This window comes from Cellulosimicrobium sp. SH8 (assembly GCF_025818875.1).
Lineage (GTDB): Bacteria > Actinomycetota > Actinomycetes > Actinomycetales > Cellulomonadaceae > Cellulosimicrobium > Cellulosimicrobium cellulans_D.
Window position 1 is genome coordinate 60,294 of sequence record NZ_JAMXMH010000015.1, and the last position, 18,033, is coordinate 78,326.

Genomic DNA, 18,033 nt, shown 5'->3' on the forward strand with positions numbered 1-18,033 from the left:
CCGCCGTCGGACCTCGACCGGAGGTCAGCTCGTGGTGACCTCGTGCCGCTCGGTGCCGAAGATGTCGATGACGCCGAGCATCTCGAGGACGTCGGTGACGACCGTGGGCGGGTTGCGCAGCGTGACGGACAGCCCCTCCTCGGAGCCGATCGTGTAGAACTGCACGAGGAACGCGATGCCCGTGGAGTCCATGAACGTCACCTTGGACGTGTCGATCACCACGGGGACGTCCCGTTCGAGCGCGTTCGCGAGCGCGGCGCTCGCCTCGCTGCGGAGGGCGACGTCGATCTCGCCCCACATGTCCACGACGCTCGCCTCGGGCTCCTCGAGCAGCCGGATGCCGCCCGTTCCCGCCTCGACGTCGCTCCGCTCCAGCTCCTGCACCAACACTGCCCCGCCCTTCGTCCTGCCCCTGCCTCGCCCACCCCGACGAGTACGCGCCACCTGCCTGACGCTGTCGATCGGTCGATGCCTGCTGTCGTACGTCATCGGGCGACGAGAAGGCTCCGGCGTGATCGGACGTCGCCAGCGTACCCCACGGATGCCGCTGGCTGGTAGGCCTCTGGCGAAGACTTTACCCAGAGCCGTTTCGACATCGTTCCCCGGAGCAATCGTTGAGGATTCATTCAACAGTTGGACGGGTGTCCAGACGACGACGGCCGCCACGGACCCGGTGCGGGGTCGACGTGGCGGCCGTCGTGACGGGGACGCGGGGCGTCAGCCCGTGTTCTGCAGGCCGGCTGCGACGCCGTTCACGGTGAGCAGCAGGAGGTGCTGGAGCTCGTCCTTGACCGGACCCTCCGCGCCGGAGCGCAGGCCGCGCAGGGCGCGGACCTGGAGCAGCGAGAGCGCGTCGACGTACGGGCTGCGGAGCTGGACCGCGCGACCCAGGACGCGGCGCCCGGCGAGGGGCCACGCGTTCTCCGTGACGGCGAGGACCTGCTCGCGCGTGAGCCGCAGCTCGTCGAGGATCGCCTGCGCGAGGTCGTCGCGCTCGCCGAGCGCGAGGTACCGCTCCGCGATGCGCTCGTCCGTCTTGGCGAGCGACATCTCGACGTTGTCGAGGAGCGTCGCAAAGAGCGGCCACTCGCGGTGCGCCTCGCGCAGCAGCTCGAGGTCACCGAACTCCTTGAGCGCCGTCCCGAGCCCGTACCACCCGGCGAGGTTGATGCGGGCCTGCGACCACGAGAACACCCACGGGATGGCCCGCAGGTCGTCGAGCGAGGAGACGGACAGGCCGCGGCGTGCCGGACGCGAGCCGATGGGCAGCAGGCCCACCTCCTCGAGCGGCGTCACCTCGGCGAACCACTGCGGGAAGCCGTCCGCGCGCACGAGCTCGTGGAACCGGCGGCGCGACGACACGTCGAGCGCCGCGGCCAGGTCGCGGTACCGCTCGGTCGCCTCGGCGTTGCGCTTCTCCGTCGACGGCGCCGACGCCAGCAGGGTCGCCGCGGCGACCTGCTCGATGTGGCGCGACGCGATGGTCGGGTCGCCGTAGCGCGCGAGGATGACCTCGCCCTGCTCCGTGAGCTTGAACCGGCCGTCGACCGAGCCCGGCGGCTGGGCGAGCACCGCACGGTTCGCCGGGCCGCCTCCGCGACCGAGCGCACCGCCACGGCCGTGGAACAGCGTGAGCGTGATGTCGTGCCGCTCGGCCCACTGCGCGATGCGGCTCTGCGCGTCGTGCAGCGCGAGCGTCGCCGAGACCGGACCGACGTCCTTCGACGAGTCCGAGTAGCCGAGCATGACCTCGACGCGGCGCCCGTTCTCGGCGAGCCGGCGCTGCACCTGGGGCAGCGTGAGCATCGACTCGAGGATGTCGACGCTCGCCCGGAGGTCCGCGAAGGTCTCGAACAGCGGGATCGCGTCGACGACCGGCACCTCGTCGGCGCCCTCGAACGCGAGCTCCGCGAGCTGGTACACCGCCGCGAGGTGCTCGGGCTTCTGCGTGAAGGACACGATGTAGCGGCGCGCGGCGCGGACGCCGTAGCGCTCCTGGACCGCGCCGAGCGCGCGGAAGGTGTCGAGCACCTCGCGCGTGCGGTCGGACAGGTCGCCGCGCAGGCCCTTCTCCGCGATCTCCGCGAGCGCCGCCTCGTGGACCTGCGAGTGCTGACGCACCTCGAGCTCCGCGAGGTGGAAGCCGAACGTCTCCACCTGCCAGACGAGCTGCTGCAGGTCACCGTAGGCCGCGCGGGGCGCGCCCGCCGCGACGAGCGACTCCTGGACGACGCGCAGGTCGGACTCGAGCTGCTCCGCGGTCGCGTACGCGAGGTCCGCGTTGCGGGCGCGCGTCGCGGCGATCCGGTCCGCCACGACGAGCAGGACCGCACGGTGCGGCTCGCCCGGGGACGCCGCCGACGCGGCGGCCGTCACGGCCTCCGAGAGGCGGCGCTGCCGCTCCCAGAGCGCCCGCAGCCCGTCCGACGGCGGCGTGCCGTCCTGGTCGAGCGTGAGCTTGCGCCCGACGAGGCGCGTCTGCTGCTCGAGCGCGGCGAACGCGTGGTCCGCCGCGATCGCCGCCGCCTGGCGCGTGACCTCGGCCGTGACGTTCGGGTTGCCGTCACGGTCGCCGCCGATCCACGTGCCGAGGCTGACGAACGGCCGCACGAGCGGCTCCTCGCGCCCCGCCTCGTCGCCGAGGAGCCAGTCGTCCAGGCGCCGGTAGACCGTGGGGAACGTGTCGAACATCGTCGCGTCGAACACGCCGAGCGCCGTCTTCACCTCGTCGAGGACGGACGGCTTGTGCTCGCGGATCGGCGCGGTGCGCCACATCGTGTCGATCTCGGCGAGCAGACGGCGCTCGTTCTCCGCGAGCGACGTGCCGCCGAGGCGCTGCGCGTCCCGCTCGTCGAGAAGGGTCGCGATGCGGCGCACCGCGCCGGACACCGCGCGACGGCGGGCCTCGGTCGGGTGCGCCGTGAGCACCGGGCGGAACTCGAGGCGACGCAGCCGGCGCAGCGCCTCCTCACGGCCCACCTCGCCGACGAGCTGCTCGAACGCCTCCGGGAGGGAGTCGTCGGGCGTCGTCGCGCGGGTCGCGAACTCGGCCTCGCGCTCGCGCAGGACGCGCACGCGGTGGTACTCCTCCGCGAGGTTCGCGAGGTGGAAGTAGCACGTGAAGGCCCGGGCGACCTGCTCGGCGCGCGCCATGGAGAGGCCCTCGACGAGGGTCTCCGCCTCGGCGAGCACCGTGCCGGACGGGTCGTCGTACGCGCGGATGGACAGCTCGCGCAGGCGCTCGACGTCGTCGAGCAGGTCCTGGCCGCCCGTCTCGCGGAGCACGGTGCCGAGCAGACCGCCGAGCAGGCGGACGTCGTCGCGCAGCGGGGCGGGCACGTCGTGGCGGGCGAGGCCGCGCCCTGCGTGCCCGGTGTCGTCGGAGACGTCGGCGGCGGCCCGGTCAGGGCCGTCGGCAGCACCCGGCGACGGGGACAGTTCCGAAGGGGAGAGGTCGTTCACGGTGACGAGAGTATTCCTTGACCGTCAGGGGACGTGAAGGCGTCCGAGGGGTGATCGTCGGTCGAGCACCGGTCGACAGGGGGTCGCAGCCCGCGACCCTCGGACCGGTCGCCGTCAGCGGCGCGCGCCGACGCGCACCGCGTCGAACGGCGCGTTCGACGCCACGCGGTCCTCGATCGAGGCGGTGACGACGTCCTTGGCGACGCGCGCGGCGTCGAGCACCGAGGCGCCCTTGGCCAGCTCCGCGGTGATCGCGGCGGCGAACGTGCAGCCCGCCCCGCTCACGCGCTCCTCGCCGATCTTCGGGGTGCGCAGCACGTGCACCTCGTCGCCGTCCACCAGCACGTCGACCGCGTCGGGCCCGGGCAGCTCGACGCCGCCCTTCGCGACGACGGCCCGCGGGCCGAGCGCCTGGACCGTGCGCGCCGCCTCGACGAGCTCCTCGACGGTCTCGATCGACTCGACGCCCGCGAGCGTGCGCGTCTCGAAGAGGTTGGGCGTCACGACGGTCGCGAGCGGGAGGACCTGCGCGCGCAGCGCGGTGTCCGTGTCGAGGGCGGCGCCCGGCTCCTGGCCCTTGCAGATGAGCACCGGGTCGAGCACGACGTGCTCCCACGCGCGCGAGCGCAGCGACTCGGCGACGACGTCGATCGTCGCGGGCGTGCCGAGCATGCCGATCTTCACGACCGACGGCTCGTGCGTGACCGTCGCCGCCTCGAACTGGTCGGCGATCACCTGGGGGTCGACCGGGACGAACCGGTGGCCCCAGTCGTTCCTCGGGTCGAACGAGACGATGCACGTCAGCGTGCCGACGCCGTACGCGCCCAGCTCCTGGAACGTCTTGAGGTCGGCCTGGATGCCGGCGCCACCGGTCGCCTCCGACCCGGCGATGACGTAGGCGAGCGGGGGCGTGTGCGCGTCGTGGTGGGACATGGTGCTCCTCGGCACGAGTAGGACGAAGTGCCGTCGTCCCGGTCGTGCCGGGAGGCGGGCGGACGAGCCGGTCTGTACGCCGGGTTCTGTTCCCGCGCGAGGTCACCCTCGCGCGGGCGACGGTCATCCATCTAGGCCCTGCGTCGCCGCAGGGCTCGAGCGGTCTACCCGACTGTGCTTCTCCGTGGAGAATCGGGCGGGCAGCCCTCAGACACAGTCTGTCTGACCTTGCTCCAGGTGGGGTTTACCGAGCCGGGCCGGTCACCCGGCCCGCTGGTGGTCTCTTACACCACCGTTTCACCCTTACCGCGCCGGGCGGAGCCGGAGCCCTGCCTGACGTGGCGGTCTGTTCTCTGTGGCACTGTCCCGCGGGTCACCCCGGGTGGGCGTTACCCACCACCTTGCCCTTCGGAGCCCGGACGTTCCTCGGCGAGGAGCACGAGGCCCCTCGACGCGACCGTCCGACCGACTCGTCCGCACCGGCAAGATTACCGGTCCCGGGAGGATCGTCGAACCAGCGACCGGCCCACCTGAGGGGGCGGCGGCCCCGTAGGATGGCCCGCCCCCCTCACACCCGGATCCCGGAGGTCTGACGTGCCCGCCCCCGCCGTACCGTCCGGCCCCGACGCACCGACCGGCGCACCTGCCGGGGACGCGTCGGGCGAGCTCGCGCGGGAGCAGGAGTTCCTGGCCGCCGCCCGCAGGCAGCTCGCCCGCATGCGCGAGCAGGCCGGGTCGCTCCACGCCCTCGCCGGGGACCGGGTCAGCGCCGAGTACCTCGAGGCGGCGCTCGCCCGCCGGCTCGCCCAGCTCGCCGACGACCCGGAGGTCCCGCTCTTCTTCGGACGCATCGACCTCGACGCCGTGGACCACGAGCCCGCCGAGGTCTTCCACATCGGGCGTCGTCACGTCTCCGACCCCGAGGGCGACCCGCTCGTCGTCGACTGGCGCGCCCCGGTGAGCACGCCCTTCTACCGCGCCACCCGCACCGAGCCGATGGGTGTCGCCGCCCGCCGCCGCTACGGCTTCCAGCGCGGTGCCCTCACCGGCTTCGAGGACGAGTCGCTCACCGCCCCGGGTCCCGGTGCGGAGTCCTCCGCGATCCTCGAGGCCGAGATCGAGCGGCCTCGTACCGGGCCGATGCGCGACATCGTCGCCACCATCCAGCCCGAGCAGGACGTCATCGTGCGCGGCGGGCTCGACCGGACCGTCGTCGTGCAGGGCGCGCCCGGCACCGGCAAGACCGCCGTCGGGCTGCACCGCGCCGCGTACCTGCTGTACTCCCACCGGGAGCGGGTGAGCCGTGCCGGCATGACCGTCGTGGGGCCCAACGCGAGCTTCCTGCGGTACATCCGCGACGTCCTGCCCGCCCTCGGCGAGGTCGACGCGACCCAGACCACCGTCGAGGAGATCGTCACGGCGCACGGTCGCCTGCGCGGGACGGAGCCCGCGGACATCGCCAGGCTCAAGGGCGACGGCCGCATGGCCGAGGTGCTCCGACGCGCCGTGTGGTCGCACCTCGTCGAGCCGTCCGAGGCCCTGGTGCTGCCGCGCGGTGCGCGCCGCTGGCGCGTCGCCGCGCACGAGGCACGGGAGTCCATGGCGCAGGTGGTCGGCCGGGAGCCGCGCTTCGACGCCGGCCGCGACCACCTGCGCCACGCACTCGCGCACCGGATCCTCGTGCAGATCGAGGAGTCCGGCGAGGCGCTCGACGAGCGGGCCTGGGACGCGCTCGCACGCACCCGCCCGGTCCGGGACTACACCGCCGCGGTGTGGCCGAAGGTCACGCCGCCGGCGCTGCTGCACCGGCTCCTCGTCGACCCCGCGTTCCTCGCCGCGAGCGCCGACGGCGTCCTCACCGCCGCCGAGCAGGAGCTGCTGCGCCCGGAGCGACCCGCCCGGACGCCGGGCACGGCCCGCTGGACGCTGGCCGACCTCGTGCTGCTCGACGAGGTCGCGGACCTGCTGGCCCGCGGCGCGTCGGTCGCGCACGTCGTGGTGGACGAGGCGCAGGACCTGTCGCCCATGATGCTGCGTGCTCTGGGGCGCCGGGCTCGCACGGGCTCGCTGACGGTGCTGGGCGACCTGGCCCAGGCGACGACGCCGTGGGGAGTCTCCTCGTGGCCCGACGCGCTGACGCACCTCGGCAAGCCCGACGGCCACGTGGAGCAGCTCACCGCCGGCTTCCGCGTCCCCGGCGACGTCATCGAGTACGCGGCCCGCCTGCTGCCCTCGATCGCGCCGGACCTCGACCCGCCGGTCGCCGTCCGTCGCGCCCGGGGCGAGCTGGTCCTCACCACGGACCCGCTCGTGGGCCTGGTCCGCACGGCGCTCGGCCGGGAAGGGTCGGTCGGGCTCATCGTGCCCGACGGCGGCGCGGAGGCCGCGCGCAGGGCGCTCACCCAGGCCGGCCTCCCCTTCGCGGTCGTCGGCGAGGCGTCGGACGACGCGGGCACGGTCGAGTTCGACGCGCGCCTCGACCTCGTGCCCGCGTCGCTCGCGAAGGGGCTGGAGTTCGACCACGTCGTGCTGGACGACCCGGAGGGCGTCGTCCGGGGCGAGCCCGACCGGGTCACGGGCCTGCGGCGGCTGTACGTCTGCCTGACCCGCGCGGTGACGTCGCTCGCCGTCCGCCACCGGGACGACCTGCCCGCCGAGCTCCGCCGTCCCTGACGGGCGCCCCGGCGCGCGGGACGCGGTCGCGCCGGGACCGTCGTGTCGGTCCTCGTCGGTAGGGTGCCCTGGTGGCCACAGCGACTGCGACCGACCCCGCGCTCGACGTGCTCCGGCGGGTCTTCGGGTACGACGCGTTCCGGGGCGAGCAGGCCGCCATCATCGACACCGTCGTCGGCGGCGGCGACGCCCTGGTCCTCATGCCGACCGGCGGGGGCAAGTCGCTGTGCTACCAGATCCCGGCCCTGGTCCGCGCGGGGACCGGCGTCGTGGTGTCACCGCTCATCGCCCTCATGCAGGACCAGGTGGACGCCCTCGCGGCGCTCGGCGTCCGCGCGGCGTTCCTCAACTCCACGTTGTCCGTCGAGGACCGCCGCGCCGTGGAGCGCGCGCTCGTGGCGGGTGAGCTCGACCTGCTCTACGTGGCACCGGAGGGCCTCCGGAGCCGCGCCACCCTCGACCTGCTCGACAGGACGCAGATCGCGCTCTTCGCGATCGACGAGGCGCACTGCGTGTCCCAGTGGGGCCACGACTTCCGGCCGGACTACCTCGAGCTGTCGGTGCTGCACCAGCGCTGGCCGTCCGTCCCGCGCATCGCGCTGACGGCGACGGCGACGGCCGCGACGCGGACCGAGATCGCCCAGCGCCTCGACCTGGAGGGCGCGCGGCACTTCGTCTCCAGCTTCGACCGGCCCAACATCACCTACCGGATCGTGCCCAAGGACCGGCCGGAGAAGCAGCTGCTCGACCTGCTGCGCACCGAGCACGCCGGCGAGGCGGGGATCGTCTACTGCCTCTCGCGCGCGTCGGTGGAGAAGACCGCCGCGACGCTCGTCGAGAACGGGATCCAGGCGCTGCCCTACCACGCGGGGCTCCCCGCGTCGGTGCGCGCCGCGAACCAGTCCCGGTTCCTGCGCGAGGACGGCCTGGTCATGGTGGCGACGATCGCCTTCGGCATGGGCATCGACAAGCCCGACGTCCGGTTCGTCGCACACCTCGACCTGCCCAAGTCCGTCGAGGGGTACTACCAGGAGACGGGGCGCGCCGGGCGTGACGGGCTGCCGTCCACCGCCTGGCTGGCCTACGGCCTCGCCGACGTCGTGCAGCAGCGCAAGCTGATCGCGACGTCCGACGGTGATGCCGCGCACCGGCGCAACCTGGGCCAGCACCTGAACGCGATGCTCGCCCTCTGCGAGACCGTCGAGTGCCGCCGCGCCCAGCTCCTCGCCTACTTCGGCCAGGACCACCCCGGGGGCTGCGGGTCGTGCGACACGTGTCAGGCCCCGCCCGAGGCCTGGGACGGGACGGTCGCCGCGCAGAAGGTGCTCTCGACGGTGTTCCGTCTGGACCGCGAGCGCGGGCAGAGCTTCGGCGTCGGGCAGGTCGTCGACATCCTCCTCGGCCGGGACACGGAGAAGGTCCGACGGTTCCGGCACGAGGAGCTGTCGGTGTTCGGGGTCGGGAAGGACCTGTCCGAGCACGAGTGGCGGGCCGTGGTGCGTCAGCTGCTCGCCCAGGGGCTGCTCACGGTCGAGGGCGTGCACGGGACGCTCGTGCTCACCGCGGGGAGCGGGGAGGTCCTGGCCCAGCGGCGCGAGGTCCGGATGCGGCACGAGCCGGCGCGTCCGGTGCGCGCGGCGAAGGCACGGAAGGCGGCCGGCGGCGCCGAGCTCGCCGAGGCCGACGTCCCGCTCTTCGAGGCGCTGCGCGCCTGGCGGGCGGGCGAGGCGAAGACCCAGGGCGTGCCCGCGTACATCGTGTTCGGGGACGCGACGCTCCGCGGGATCGCGACCGCTCGGCCCGCCTCGCTCGACGGGCTCGCGCTGGTGAGCGGCGTCGGCGAGAACAAGCTGGCCCGGTACGGCGACGCGGTGCTGGCGGTCGTCGCCGAGGCGGGATGAGCCGGCGCACACCGGGCTCGGGGCCGTCCCCCGTCGCCTGCGGCGGGGGAAGACCCGGGATCGGCGTCAGACGTCGACGCGGTACGACAGCGCGAGCTCGTCGCCGCTGACCCCGCGGATGCCCCAGTTCTCGCGCGGGCTCTCCAGGATCACGAGCTCCACGTCGTCCGAGGTCAGGCCGAGGGCGGGCACGACGTCGTCGTACAGCGCCGCGATCAGCGCGCGCTTGGCCTCGCGCGTGCGGCCCGTGAAGCACACGACCTCGACGACGAGGTACGCGTCCGAGCGGGGGGCGACCAGGTCGTCGTCGTCCAGGAGCAGGAAGCGGTGGAACCGCTTGTCCGGCGGGAGCTGCCACGTGCGCACGAGCGCGTCGTGCAGTGCGTCGGACACCTCCGCCCGCCGCTCGCCCCACACGCTGCGCCGTCCGTAGATCTTCACCTGGGCCACCGGGAGAGCGTAGCCGTGACGCACCCCACGCCGTCGTCCCTGGTCACCCGCCGCGACGACGCGGCGTCCGCTCGTAGAGTGGCCGCGTGCTCGTGCTGCTCCCCCCGTCCGAGGGCAAGACCCCCGCGCCCGACGGCGCCGCGCCGGTCGACCTCGGCGCGCTCACCTCTCCCGCCCTCACCGCGCACCGCGCGCAGGTCCTCGACGCGCTCGCCGCGGCGAGCGCGCGCCCGGACGCGCACGAGGTCCTGGGCACGACGCCGGGGCTGTCCGACGAGGTGCGACGCAACACGGTCCTGCGGACGGCGCCGGCGGGTACCGCCGCCGACGTCTACACGGGCGTGCTCTACGGCGCGGCCGACCTCGCGGGCGCCCTCGCGTCGGGCGGTGAGGCGTCGCGCCGTGCCCGTGAGGACGTCCGCGTCGTGTCGGCGCTGTGGGGCGCCCTCTCCCCCGCCGACCGGGTCCCCGCCTACCGGCTCTCCATGGCGGTCGACCTGCCCGGCGTCGGGAAGCTCGCGACCGCGTGGCGCCCGCACCTCGCCCCGGTGCTCGACGAGCGCGCGGCCGGGGACGTCGTCGTCGACGGCCGGTCGGCGACGTACGTCGGCGCGTGGAAGCCCGCCGTGACGGGGTCGCGCGCGGCCGACTGGGTCGCCGTACGCGTGGTGCGCGAGCACGCGGGGAAGCGCACCGTCGTCTCGCACAACGCGAAGCACACGCGTGGCGTGCTCGCCGGCCACCTGCTGCGCCGGGAGGCAGCGCCGCCGTCGTCGGCCGCCGGGCTGCTGGACGCCGCAGGCGAGCTCGTCGACACGGTGATCGGCACCGAGGTCGGCACCGGGCTCAGCTACCGGCTGATCGAGGCCACGCTGCACGACGCCACGACCCGCAGCGGCCCGCGCACGCTCGAGCTCGTCATCGCCTGAGCGATCCGCCGGCGCCTGGCAGCGTGGTGGTGGCGGCACAGCGGCTGCGGTGCCGCGGGACACGGTCCACAGTGGACCCATGGTCTACAGCGAGGATCTCGCGGAGCGGATCCGCGCCGCCCTGGGGCCGCGCGCCGCGTTCGACGAGCGGAAGATGTTCGGCGGCATCGCGTTCCTCGTCAACACGCACATGGCGCTCGGCGTCACCCGCGACGACCTCATGGTGCGGGTCGGCAAGGACGGCACGGGTGCCGCGCTCGAACGTGGCGGCGCGGTTACGGAGATGGGTGGTCGCACGATGACGGGGATGATCCTCGTCGACGGCGCGCGGGTCGCCGACCCGGACGAGCTCGACGCGTGGGTCGCGACGGCCGTCGAGCACGCCCTCACGGAGCCCGCCAAGGCGAAGAAGCCCCGGAAAGTGTGAACCGACCCGAGCGACTTCGGACTCCGACGGCGAGGTAGAACCCGCTGCCTCGAGGTAGAACGCACGGCGCTCTACCTCGCGACCGGAGGTTCTGTCTCGCGGAGGACGGACGTCAGAGGTCGCTCGGGACGCCCTGGGCGGTGAGCTCGCTCGTGCCGTCGGCCCACAGGCGCAGGATGCTCACCGACGCCGGGGGCACGCGCACGCGCGACCACTGCGACGGCGGCGCGCCGAGCGCGGTGCCGATCGCGGCGCGCACCTGCACCGCGTGGCCCACCACGACCGCCGTCCGGCCCGCCGGTCCCGCACCCGGCAGGAGCGTGTCGACGAGGTCCTGGAGCCCGTGCCAGACGCGCGCGCCGACGTCGGCGTAGGACTCGCCGCCCGGGGCCGCGGTCGTGCCGGTCGTGTGCCAGGCGTGCAGGCGGCCCGGCCACGCGGCGTCGACCTCCGCGGCGGTGAGCCCCTCCCACTCCCCGAAGTCGACCTCGGCGAACCGGTCGTCCGTCGTGACGTGGACGCCGAGCCGGCGGCCGACCGCCCGCGCGGTCTCCTGCGCGCGCACCAGGGGCGAGGCGACGATCGCGGACGGTCGCGGCAGGTCGGGCCACGCCTGGCGGCCGATCCGGAACACCAGGTCGGCCGCCTGCGCGGCCTGCGTGCGGCCGCGCGCCGTGAGCGACGGGCCGGGGACCGACGACCCGCTGAACGCACCCGCGACCGTGAGCGGCGTCTGCCCGTGGCGCACCAGCACGACCGTGAGCGCGGGCGCGTCGTCGAACCGGACCGCGGCGCCGGAGGGGCGGGCGGGGGTGTCGAACGCGGCCGACTCCCCCGGGACCTCGGCGGGCGGGTCGTCCGTGGCGGGGTCGGGTTCGTCGTCGCCGGAACCCGGCGCGGGGCCGTCGGGCGGGTAGTCGCGCGCGATCGTCCCCGCCGTGTCCATCGCCTCGTTCGCGAGGGCGTCCGCGGCGGAGTTCTGCGCGCGCGGCACCCACTCGTATGCGACCTGGCCCGCCGGCAGCACCGCGGCGGCCTCGGCGGCGAGGCGGCGCATGTCGTCGTGCTTGATCTGCCACCGCCCGGACATCTGCTCGACGACGAGCCGCGAGTCCATCCGCACGGTCACCCGCGCGTCCGGGTCGATCTCCGCGGCGGCGCGCAGCCCCGCGACGAGGCCGGAGTACTCGGCGACGTTGTTCGTCGTCGTCCCGAGGAACGCAGCGCGCTCGGCGAGGACGTGCCCGCTCGCGCCGTCGCGCACGAGCGCGCCGAAGCCCGCGGGCCCGGGGTTCCCCCGGGACCCGCCGTCGGCCTCGACGACGAGGTGCCGTCGACCGTCCGCGCTCACGCGCCGGCGCCCTCCGGCCGCACGACGATGTGGCCGTAGTCCTCGAGGCGCACCACCTGGTCGGGCGCGGCGGACGTGATCGCCGCGAGCTCGGCCGGGCTCAGGGAGACGTTGAGCCCGGCGACGTGCTGGCCGCGCAGGGCGACGACGCCCCGGCCGCCGTTCTGGTCGCGCACGCGCTCGTAGAGGGCGAGGAGCCCGGCGTCGAGGCCCGCGACGGCGTCGGTGCGCTTGCCCGCGACCTGGCCGGCCTCGGCGTCGAGCTCGGCGTAGCGCGCGTCCCGCGCGGCCACGACCTCGGCCTTCGCGGCCTCCAGCTCGGCGTTCGCGGACTCCAACTTGGCGAGCGCCTCCTCGTGCGCCTCGAGCCGCTCCATGACGTCCAGCTCGACCTCCTCCAGCACGCCCTGGCGCCGCGCGAGCGACTCGAGCTCCGCGACGAGCGCCTGCGCGTCCTTGGCCCCGACCTGCCCCGAGTCGAGCCGCGACTGGTCGCGCGTCGCGCGCGAGCGCACCTGCTCGACGTCGGTCTCGGCCTTGGTGAGCTCGCGCTTGAGGTCGCTCACCGCGGTGCGCGACTCGACGAGTTTGCCCCGCAGGTCCGCCATCTGGGCGTCGAGCTCGGCGATGCGCGCGTGCTCGGGCAGGTTCTTGCGCTGGTGCGCGAGCTGCTGCGCCCGCGTGTCGAGCTCCTGGACGTCGAGCAGGCGGAGCTGGTCGGCGGGCGGTGCGGTGGCCACAGGTGGTTCCTTTCGTGGGCCCCGTGCGGGGCCGGCGTGCGGGGTCGGGGAGTCAGGCGTGCGGATCGGCGGGCGGGTCGGCCGGCACGGACGCGATCCGTGCGGTCCACGGGTCCGTGACGAGCGTGCTCACGCGCGTCTCGACGACCGTCCCGGGCTGCGTGCGCGCGAGGACGCGAGCCAGGTCCTCGGCAGCGTAACGGAGCCACGGCCACTCGGAGGCGTAGTGCGGCACGTCGACGAGGAACGGCGTCCCCGCCTCGCCGTCGCCCTCGAGCCGCGCGCGCTCGCGCAGCTCGGAGACCGGGTGGTGCCGCAGGTCCGACGTGAGGTAGACGTCGGCGCCGCTCGCACGGACGGCGTCGAACAGCGAGTCGCCCGACCCGCCGACGACGGCGACGGACTCCACGGGGGCGTCGAGGTCGCCCGCGACGCGCACGCCCTGGACCGTGGGCGGGAGCACCTCGGCGACGCGCTGCGCGAAGCCGCGCAGCGTCGTCGGCTCCGCGAGGCGCCCGACCCGGCCCGTCCCGGTCGACGCCGCCTCGTGCGGCGACGGCGCCGGGTGCGCGACGAGGGGCACGCGGTGCAGCAGGTCGAGGGCGTCCGCGAGCGCGTCGGCGACACCGCGCTCCGCCGCGTCGGCGTTGGTGTGCGCGACGTACAGGCCGCAGCCGCCCCGGATGAGCCGGTGCACGAGCGAGCCCTTGAACGTCGTCGCGGCGACCGAGTGCACGGGCCGCAGGAACAGGGGGTGGTGCGTGACCAGCAGGTCCGCGCCCCAGGCGAGCGCCTCGTCCGCGACCTCCTCGACCGGGTCGACGGCGAACAGCACCTTGCGCACGGGCGCGCCCGGGTCCCCGGCCACGAGCCCGACGGCGTCCCACGCCTCGGCCGTCGACGGCGGGTACAGCCCGTCCAGCGTCCGCACGACGCGGCCGAGCGTCGGGTGCGCGGCGTCGCCGGCCGCGGGGGCGGCGGACGAGGGGTCGGCGCTCGTCGTCGCGGTGCTCGTCTCGGTGCTCGGGTCGGGCGCGACGGTCATGGCGGCAGGCTATCCCGCGCGGGGCGACGGGGTGCCGCCGGACATGGTTTGATGGATTGCGCAATCCATCATTCCGTTGCCCCGGAGGACCCGTGCCCCGCACACCTCGCCCCGACCGACCCGACGACGGCGCCCGCGGCGACGGCGTCCGCGGCACCGACGAGGCCGCTCCCCTCTACCGCATCAAGGCCGAGCTCTTCCGGTGCCTCGCGCACCCCACCCGCATCCAGGTGCTCGAGGTCCTCGCGGCCGACGCCGACCACACGGCACCCGTGTCCGACCTGCTGGACGTCACCGGGTGCGAGCCGTCCCAGCTCTCGCAGCATCTCGCCGTGCTGCGCCGGGCCGGGGTCGTCACCTCGACCCGCAGCGGCAACGCGGTCGAGTACCGCCTCGCCGAGCCCCTCGTCGCCGAGCTCCTCGTCGTCGCGCGCGCGTTCCTCCTCTCGAGCCTCGCGGGCGCGTCCGACCAGCTCGAGGCGGCGCGACGACTCCCCGCCCTGCCGGGCGCGTCGGCGCGGGCCGTGCTCGACGCGACCACGTCGACCGCCTCCGCATGAGCCGCCTCGCCGCCGTCCGTGACCTGCTCCCACGGCGCTCCGACTACGACCTGCGCCCCCGGACCCTGCGCGCCGACCTGCTCGCGGGCGTCACCGTGGGGGTCGTCGCCCTCCCGCTCGCGCTCGCGTTCGGCGTCAGCTCCGGCGTCGGGGCGGCGGCCGGGCTCGTCACCGCGGTGATCGCGGGGATCGTCGCCGCCGTGCTCGGCGGGTCGAACCACCAGGTCTCCGGACCGACCGGGGCCATGGCCGTCGTGCTCGCGCCGATCGTCGTCACCCACGGCCTGGGCTCGGTCGCGCTCGTCACCGTCCTCGGCGGGCTCGTCGTCCTCGTCGCGGGCCTCGCCCGGCTCGGGCGGGTCGTCACGTTCATCCCCTGGCCGGTCGTCGAGGGCTTCACGCTCGGGATCGCGTGCATCATCTTCCTCCAGCAGGTCCCGGCCGCGGTCGGGGTGGACGCGGCCCCCGGTCACAACACGTTCGTGACCGCCGTCGGGGCCGTGGGCGCCGCCGTGACCGACGTCCCGCCCGCCCCGGTCCTGTGGACGCTCGGGTGCGTCGCACTCGTCGCCGCGACCATGCTGCTGCTCCCGCGCCTTCACGCGGCGATCCCCGCGTCGCTCGTCGCGGTCGTGCTGGCCACCGTCCTCGTCGAGGTGCTCGGCGCCCCCGTCCCCCGCATCGGCGCCCTGCCGTCGTCCCTGCCCGCGCCCGTCCTGCCGACGTTCACGCCCGGCGCGCTGCGCGACCTCGGCGGGGCCGCGCTCGTCATCGCCGCGCTCGCGGCCATCGAGTCGCTGCTGTCCGCCCGCGTCGCCGCCTCCATGGTGCAGACCGGGTCGCCCGGGGGCTCCGTCTACCAGCCCGACCGCGAGCTCGTCGGGCAGGGCCTCGCGTCCGTGGCCAGCGGCCTCTTCGGCGGCATGCCCGCCACGGGGGCCATCGCCCGCACCGCCGTCAACGTGCGCTCCGGTGCCCGCACGCGGCTCGCGGCCGTCGTGCACGCCGTCGTGATCCTCGCCGTCATCTACCTCGCCACCGGCCCGGTCTCCCGGATCCCGCTCGCCGCGCTCGCCGGCGTCCTCATGGTGACGAGCTTCCGGATGATCGGCGCCCGGACGATCCGCTCGGTGGTCGGCGCCGGGCGATCCAGCGCAGTGACCTTCGTCGTCACCGCCGTCGTGACCGTCGCGTTCGACCTCGTGCAGGCCATCGAGATCGGCATCCTCGTCGCCGCGTTCTTCGCGCTGCGGACCGTCGCGCGCGCCTCGGCCGTGCACCGCGACCCCCTCCCCGGGCCCGCCCAGCCGGGCGACGAGCACGTCGCGCTCTTCCGTCTCGAGGGCTCCATGTTCTTCGGCGCCGCGGACCGCGTGCTCACCGAGGTGACCGACGCCTCGACGCACGACGACGTCGCGGTCGTGGTCCTGCGGCTCTCCCAGCTCCGCATGGTCGACGCGACCGGTGCCAGGGCGCTCGGCGAGCTCGTCGAAGGGCTCGAGGCGCGCGGCGTGACCGTGCTCGTCAAGGGCGTCCAGGAACGGCACCGTTCGCTCCTCACGAACGTCGGGGCGCTCGCGGAGCTCCGCCACGAGAACCACCTTTTCGACACGCTCGACGACGCGATCGAGCACGCGCGCTCCCACGTGCGTCGCGCCGCCCGGGGCACGGACGTCCCCCAGGTACGCGGGCTGCGCCCGTCGACCTGACCCGCTCGGTACGATGCGCCGATGCAGCGCAGGGTGGGCCGTCGTGCCGGGTTCGCCGGTGCGGCCGTCGGACTGGTCCTCCTGGTCGGGTGGCTGGTCGGTCCCGTCCTCTGGGTCGAGCTCGACGAGGCGGGCACACCCCCGGTCCCGACGTTCCCGGACGGCGCCCAGGTCGTCGACGAGGGGATGGGCTGCGGCTCGGGCGGCTGCTGGCGCGAGCTGACGCTCTCGTGGCCCGGGCACGACCGCGACGCCGTCCGTGCACGGGTCGGCCTCGACGACACGGGGCGGCGGTGCGACGCGATGTCGGTCCTCGACCGGAGGGTCCGGTGCGTGTGGGAGGTCGACGGCGAGGCGTCCGGCACCACGCTCCGCGTCGACGTCGGGTGGAGGCGTCCGCTCGGGCTGTGAGCAGTGCCCGCGCCGTCTAGCGTGGTCGGATGCACGAGTTCGTGCGAGCCCCCTCCGACGTGCTGCCTCCCGGCGTCGTGTCGATGGTCGGCTACCGGCTCCGGACCCCGCCCACCGAGGGCGCGCCGTCCGTCCACCGTGGGCTGCCCTCGCCGTGGCTCACGCTCGTCGTGAGCACCGCAGGCGTCGTCCCGACGTCGCCCGGGCCGGACGCCGTTCCGGTGCGCTACGAGTCGCTCGTCGGCGGTCTGCACACCCGCCCGGCACTGATCCACCAGCCGCAGGAGCAGGCGGGCGTGCAGCTCGCGCTCGACCCGCTGGCCTGCCGGGGGCTGCTGGGCGTACGTGCGGGCGACCTCGGCCTCGTCGAGGACGGCGACGCCGTCCTCGGCCCCGCCGCCGCCCGCCTGCGCGAGCAGGCCGCCGAGGCGGGCTCGTGGGCCGCCGCGTTCGAGGCCGTGCGCGCTGCCTTCGCCGCCCCGGGAGACCCGCCTGGCAGCCCCGGAGCCGTGCCCGTCCGCGCAGAGGTGCGCGTCGAGGTCGCGGAAGCCTGGCGCATGCTCGTCCGGACCCGGGGCCGGGCGCGGGTGCGTGACGTCGCGCGTCACGTGGCCCTCGGCGAGCGTCAGCTCGAGACGCTGTTCCGGGCCGAGCTCGGCGTCACGCCCCGGGCCGCGCGCGGCCTCGTGCGGTTCGACGCCGCGCGCCACCAGGTGCAGCGACTCGCCCTCGGCCGGGGCGCCCGGACGCTGGCCGACGTCGCCGCGCAGACCGGGTACGCCGACCACTCCCACCTGGTGCGCGACTTCCGCCGGTTCGCCGGCACGAGCCCGACCGCCTGGGTGCGCGAAGAGCTCGGGAACATCCAAGCCGGGGGCCACACCGACGGGCCAGGGTGGGGGCATGAGCATCCACGAGAGCACCCGCACCCCGCCTGACAACTCCGGCACCACCGCGTCGCCGCCCCCGGTGCCCGACGCGCCGCCGACACCGTGGGTCTGGCCCACCCTCCAGGCGCACGACGCCCGCGGCCTCGTCGCGTTCCTCACCGACGTCGTCGGGTTCGTCGCGACGGCCGTGATGGCGGGCGACGACCGCGACGTCGCCCACGCCCAGCTCGACTGGCCGCACGGCGGCGGGGTCATGCTCGGCAGCCACTCCCCCGAGCGGGAGTGGTCGCGCGAGCCCGGGACCTGCGGCACGTACGTCGTCGTCCCCGACGAGGAGATCGAGGCGCTCGACACGCGCCTCCGCGAGCGAGCGCCGGGAGCCGGGGGGCGCGTCGTCGTCCCGCTCCGGGACACCGACTACGGGAGCCGCGAGCTCGTGCTCCAGGACCCCGAGGGCAACCTGTGGTCGTTCGGCACCTACCGCGGCGAGCCGCGGCGCTGACGCCGCCGGGCGACGGCACTACCGGGCAACAGGTCCGCCGCGGCCCGCCG

At 75.1% G+C, this 18,033-nt stretch carries 16 protein-coding genes and 1 other RNA gene; 9 read left to right on the forward strand and 8 right to left on the reverse strand.

The features are described from left to right. Positions 1 to 24 precede the first annotated feature (24 nt). The 4 genes from NF338_RS19840 to rnpB all read right to left on the reverse strand — a co-directional run bounded on the left by NF338_RS19840 (position 25) and on the right by rnpB (position 4,868). A complete protein-coding gene (locus NF338_RS19840) occupies positions 25 to 390 on the reverse strand; it encodes an STAS domain-containing protein (RefSeq protein WP_231581901.1) in 366 nt (121 codons plus the stop codon). Between the two features lie 327 nt (positions 391 to 717). Beyond that, entirely contained in the window at positions 718 to 3,339 is a 2,622-nt protein-coding gene (locus NF338_RS19845) for a phosphoenolpyruvate carboxylase (protein ID WP_264032371.1), read from the reverse strand. Between the two features lie 237 nt (positions 3,340 to 3,576). Then, positions 3,577 to 4,395 (reverse strand): bifunctional hydroxymethylpyrimidine kinase/phosphomethylpyrimidine kinase, encoded by an 819-nt coding sequence (gene thiD / locus NF338_RS19850; RefSeq protein ID WP_264032338.1) that lies wholly within the window; start codon positions 4,393 to 4,395, stop codon positions 3,577 to 3,579. Between the two features lie 59 nt (positions 4,396 to 4,454). Continuing rightward, positions 4,455 to 4,868, reverse strand: an RNA gene (gene rnpB, locus NF338_RS19855) — RNase P RNA component class A. Between the two features lie 121 nt (positions 4,869 to 4,989). On the opposite strand from rnpB, the gene NF338_RS19860 reads away from it, so the two are divergent. Both NF338_RS19860 and recQ read left to right on the forward strand, forming a co-directional pair. After that, positions 4,990 to 7,068, forward strand: a complete 2,079-nt coding sequence (locus tag NF338_RS19860) for a HelD family protein (protein ID WP_264032339.1) — start codon at positions 4,990 to 4,992, stop codon at positions 7,066 to 7,068. Between the two features lie 71 nt (positions 7,069 to 7,139). Continuing rightward, complete coding sequence (gene recQ / locus NF338_RS19865; protein ID WP_264032340.1) at positions 7,140 to 8,969, forward strand: DNA helicase RecQ; 1,830 nt, start codon at positions 7,140 to 7,142, stop codon at positions 8,967 to 8,969. A gap of 66 nt (positions 8,970 to 9,035) precedes the next feature. Here recQ and NF338_RS19870 read toward each other — a convergent pair whose 3' ends face one another. Continuing rightward, entirely contained in the window at positions 9,036 to 9,419 is a 384-nt protein-coding gene (locus NF338_RS19870; protein WP_264032341.1) for a tautomerase family protein, read from the reverse strand. An 86-nt stretch (positions 9,420 to 9,505) separates the two neighbouring features. Here NF338_RS19870 and NF338_RS19875 point away from each other — a divergent pair, with 86 nt between their 5' ends. Further along, positions 9,506 to 10,348 (forward strand): YaaA family protein, encoded by an 843-nt coding sequence (locus tag NF338_RS19875; protein WP_264032343.1) that lies wholly within the window; start codon positions 9,506 to 9,508, stop codon positions 10,346 to 10,348. Between the two features lie 79 nt (positions 10,349 to 10,427). Continuing rightward, a complete protein-coding gene (locus NF338_RS19880) occupies positions 10,428 to 10,775 on the forward strand; it encodes a TfoX/Sxy family protein (RefSeq protein ID WP_264032344.1) in 348 nt (115 codons plus the stop codon). Between the two features lie 112 nt (positions 10,776 to 10,887). Here NF338_RS19880 and NF338_RS19885 read toward each other — a convergent pair whose 3' ends face one another. From NF338_RS19885 to NF338_RS19895, 3 genes are read right to left on the reverse strand one after another with little or no spacing between them, the layout of a single operon-like run. Continuing rightward, positions 10,888 to 12,126, reverse strand: coding sequence for a bifunctional RNase H/acid phosphatase (locus NF338_RS19885; protein WP_264032345.1), 1,239 nt, complete (start codon positions 12,124 to 12,126; stop codon positions 10,888 to 10,890). Next, positions 12,123 to 12,866 carry a zinc ribbon domain-containing protein gene (locus NF338_RS19890; protein WP_264032346.1) on the reverse strand — a complete coding sequence of 248 codons (744 nt, stop codon included), beginning with the start codon at positions 12,864 to 12,866 and terminating at the stop codon, positions 12,123 to 12,125. Before NF338_RS19890 ends, NF338_RS19885 begins: the two co-directional genes overlap by 4 nt. Positions 12,867 to 12,918: 52 nt before the next feature. Next, entirely contained in the window at positions 12,919 to 13,911 is a 993-nt protein-coding gene (locus NF338_RS19895) for a Nif3-like dinuclear metal center hexameric protein (protein WP_264032347.1), read from the reverse strand. A 92-nt stretch (positions 13,912 to 14,003) separates the two neighbouring features. Here NF338_RS19895 and NF338_RS19900 point away from each other — a divergent pair, with 92 nt between their 5' ends. From NF338_RS19900 to NF338_RS19920, 5 genes are read left to right on the forward strand one after another with little or no spacing between them, the layout of a single operon-like run. Beyond that, positions 14,004 to 14,471: an ArsR/SmtB family transcription factor gene (locus tag NF338_RS19900; RefSeq protein ID WP_264032348.1), complete on the forward strand. Its 468-nt coding sequence runs from the start codon at positions 14,004 to 14,006 to the stop codon at positions 14,469 to 14,471. Further along, on the forward strand, positions 14,468 to 16,180 hold the full coding sequence (locus tag NF338_RS19905) for a SulP family inorganic anion transporter (protein WP_264032349.1): 1,713 nt from the start codon (positions 14,468 to 14,470) through the stop codon (positions 16,178 to 16,180). The genes NF338_RS19900 and NF338_RS19905 overlap by 4 nt, the downstream gene beginning before the upstream one ends. A gap of 21 nt (positions 16,181 to 16,201) precedes the next feature. Further along, entirely contained in the window at positions 16,202 to 16,591 is a 390-nt protein-coding gene (locus tag NF338_RS19910) for a hypothetical protein (RefSeq protein WP_264032350.1), read from the forward strand. A gap of 29 nt (positions 16,592 to 16,620) precedes the next feature. After that, complete coding sequence (locus tag NF338_RS19915; RefSeq protein WP_264032351.1) at positions 16,621 to 17,529, forward strand: helix-turn-helix domain-containing protein; 909 nt, start codon at positions 16,621 to 16,623, stop codon at positions 17,527 to 17,529. Beyond that, positions 17,495 to 17,983, forward strand: coding sequence for a VOC family protein (locus NF338_RS19920; protein ID WP_264032352.1), 489 nt, complete (start codon positions 17,495 to 17,497; stop codon positions 17,981 to 17,983). The genes NF338_RS19915 and NF338_RS19920 overlap by 35 nt, the downstream gene beginning before the upstream one ends. Positions 17,984 to 18,033: the final 50 nt, after the last annotated feature.

Bases quoted from the DNA above. Each gene is read 5' to 3' on its own strand.
- NF338_RS19905 (WP_264032349.1), top strand. From the start codon at position 14,468: ATGAGCCGCCTCGCCGCCGTCCGTGACCTGCTCCCACGGCGCTCCGAC.
- thiD (WP_264032338.1), bottom strand. From the start codon at position 4,395: ATGTCCCACCACGACGCGCACACGCCCCCGCTCGCCTACGTCATCGCC.
- NF338_RS19910 (WP_264032350.1), top strand. From the start codon at position 16,202: ATGCAGCGCAGGGTGGGCCGTCGTGCCGGGTTCGCCGGTGCGGCCGTC.
- NF338_RS19915 (WP_264032351.1), top strand. From the start codon at position 16,621: ATGCACGAGTTCGTGCGAGCCCCCTCCGACGTGCTGCCTCCCGGCGTC.
- NF338_RS19895 (WP_264032347.1), bottom strand. From the start codon at position 13,911: ATGACCGTCGCGCCCGACCCGAGCACCGAGACGAGCACCGCGACGACG.
- NF338_RS19880 (WP_264032344.1), top strand. From the start codon at position 10,428: ATGGTCTACAGCGAGGATCTCGCGGAGCGGATCCGCGCCGCCCTGGGG.
- NF338_RS19920 (WP_264032352.1), top strand. From the start codon at position 17,495: ATGAGCATCCACGAGAGCACCCGCACCCCGCCTGACAACTCCGGCACC.